General features: G+C 72.2%; 2 protein-coding genes. Both read right to left on the bottom strand.

Going from position 1 to position 2,712, the window contains the following annotated elements; translation table 11 throughout:
* Positions 1 to 1,306 (bottom strand): hypothetical protein (locus tag RMO85_RS15705; protein WP_310529660.1); only part of this gene is annotated, 1,306 nt, incomplete at its 3' end.
* Positions 1,303 to 2,610: a tetratricopeptide repeat protein gene (locus RMO85_RS15700; protein WP_310529659.1), complete on the bottom strand. Its 1,308-nt coding sequence runs from the start codon at positions 2,608 to 2,610 to the stop codon at positions 1,303 to 1,305. The genes RMO85_RS15700 and RMO85_RS15705, both read right to left, overlap by 4 nt.
* Positions 2,611 to 2,712 lie beyond the last annotated feature (102 nt).

Here is a 2,712-nt window from a genome sequence, read left to right as displayed (position 1 = left end):
AGCCGAACCAGGCCCGGCCCACGGCGACGGCGGCGAGGAGCAGGAGCAGTGCGGAGGGGCTCGGCACCAGCCCGCCGACCAGGCCCATCACCCACACTCCCCACCGGCCCGGAGTGGCTGCAGGCGGTGTCGGAGTGGGTTCGACAGTCGTGGCCACCGCGACGGAGGAGTGCGCCTCGTGTGCGTGAACGTGCTCCTGGGCGTGGTCGTGACCGTGCTCCTCGACGTGGGCCTCGACCGGTGCGTGACCGTGGCCGTGGCCGTGGCCGTGCCCGTGCCCGTGGCCGTGGCCGTGGTTGCCCTCGCCGTCCGAGCGGAGCCGGGCGAGGAGGTAGAGCCCGAGCCCGACGATGAGCAGCCCGGTGGCCAGGGTGAGCCAGGGGTAGAGCCGTGCGGGCACGAAGGCGCTGCTCAGGGAGACCAGCAACCCCAGGAGCAGCACCGACCCGGTGTGGGCCGCGGTGACGGCGCTGCCGACCGAGAGCGCCGAGCGCAGGGAGGAGTTGCCCCGCTGCGAGAGGTAGAACGCCATCACGGTCTTGCCGTGGCCGGGGGAGAGGGCGTGCGTGGCACCCAGGGCGAGCGCGGCGGCGAGCGCGAGCGCGGCGGCGAGCCACCCGCTGTCGGCCAGCAGCGTGGTGGCGCGAGACGACAGCCAGCTGCCGCCGGTGGCTGTCGGACCGGTGTCATCGCTGCCGGGCAGGGTGCCGGCCGGTCCGCCGGGAGACACGATCAGCGTCGCGGAGGTGACGTCCAGCGGTGACTGCAGGAGGTCCTTGGGGTAGGAGGTGAGCCGATCGCTGGTGCTCACGTCGGGGACGTCCGAGCTCGACAGCGTCATCTCGTCGCCGACCGCGGTGATCTCGCGCCACCCCACCGAACCGGGAGCGGTGCGGTCCTCGATGGTGACCTCGCCGGCGCCGATGTCGGCGACACCTGAGTAGCCGCAGGTGATGCGGGTGATCGGCAGTCCTCCCTCGCCGGGAGCGGTCGTCGCGGACGAGCTCTCCAAGGTGAGCGGGAGGGTGGTGCCCGCGGCCGTGAGCTCGAGGCCGAGACCGGTCGTGGTGCACTCGCGCACCGCGAGGGCGGGCAGGTCGTCCAGCCCCGCGCCGAGCTGCGCGGTCGGGATCTCGGCGAGGTCGACGACGTGGTCGACCTCGACGCCGCTGGGGGAGACCAGGACGCCGGTGTAGCGATTGACGGTGAAGTTGCCGAGGGGGTGCGCCGAGGCCGGCGCCGCGGTCACGAACAGGCAGGCGGCGATCGCGCCGAGGGCGAACAGGAGTCGGAGCACGCGGTTCATCTCGATACCTCCAAGGACGTCAGGGTGGCGCGAGCCTGGGCGCGTTGCCACGGCGACATGCCGGGGTCGATCGCGAGTCCACGCTGTAGGTGGGTTCGAGCCTCGGCAGTCAAACCCAGCGCCGACTCGATGGTGCCGCGATGGATCCAGAACTTGGCCTCCGGCGAGTTGAGCCGGGTCGCCGCGCGAGCAATCGGGAGCGCCTGCGCGTCGCGACCGGTGCGGTGCAGCGCCCAGGCAAGTGCGTCGGCGACATGGACGCTCCGACGGCGGCCCCATTCGGCGCGGGCCTGGGTGAGGGCATGCGCGGCTGAGCCGTGGTCGGCCTCGAACAGCGCGGTCTCGAGGTCGGTGTCCACCCCGCTGGCCTCGAGCAGCGTGATGGTGGCCTGGACGACGACGAACTGGGCGTCCGCCTCCTCGGTTCGTCCGAGGTGTTCGAGAAGCTCACCGAACTCGGTGAGGTATTCGGGCAGGGGCTGCTGCGCCACCACGTCCTGCCAGGTCTGCACGGCACCGTCGAGGTCACCGCGCGCCGTCTGCAGGCGGGCCGAGGAGACGAGGGCGGGCAGGTGGCCCGGCACGGCCTGGAGTGCGGTCGACAGATCTCGACTCGCGGCCACGAGGCGGTCCTGCTTACGCAGGATGTCCGCGCGCAGCGTCAGGACATAGGCCTTGTCAGCGCGGCTGCCGGAGGCTGCTGCGCGACGCAGGATGTCGCCGGCTCGGTCGAGGTCGCCCCGGAGCTCGTAGGCGTAGGAGTAACGAGCCGCGATCGCCGTACTCGGCTGGCGGCGGTCGGCGATCCGCAGCGCCCGCAGCTGGTCGTCGTACCTGCCGAGCTCGTTGAGCGCGTCGACCCGGATCGCCAGGGCGCCGAGGTCGCGCGGGTTGATGGCCAGGGACTCCTGGGCGCTGTCCAGGGCTGTCGTGAAGTCGTGACGCGCCGCAGCGATCGCGGCCCGGGCGGCCAGGGCGCTGAAGTTGTCGTCGGGTTCGATGCTGAAGGACTCGGAGGCGGCCTTGTCGGCCTTGTCGTAGTAGGTGAACAGGCCGGTGACGCGAGCCTGTTCGACGTAGGCGACGGCAAGGTTGGCCCAGGACACGTAGTCGCCGGGCACCCGTCGCAGGGTGTCCTGCAACGAGGTGATGGTCGCCGTGAGGTCCTGGCCGGAGTTCGGCACGATGCGCGCGACCGAGGGAGTAGTGCCCGCGGGTGCGGGGTCCGACGTGGTCGCGACCCCGATGCCGCCCGAGATGCTGAGGACGACGCCGATGCCGCTGACGTTCAGGCTTCTACGCATGTGGACGGGGCTCCTACCGATGGATCGGTGGTTCCGCCCGACCGCGCGACGGGTGGTCGCGCGGCCGGGCCGAGGGGGAGGGGTCCGGCCTTGCGGCGGCGG

The sequence above is a fragment of the Nocardioides sp. genome, assembly GCF_031422975.1.
Classification (GTDB): Bacteria; Actinomycetota; Actinomycetes; order Propionibacteriales; family Nocardioidaceae; genus Nocardioides.
The sequence above is the reverse complement of the archived record's forward strand: the minus strand, read 5'-3'. Positions and strand labels throughout refer to the sequence as shown.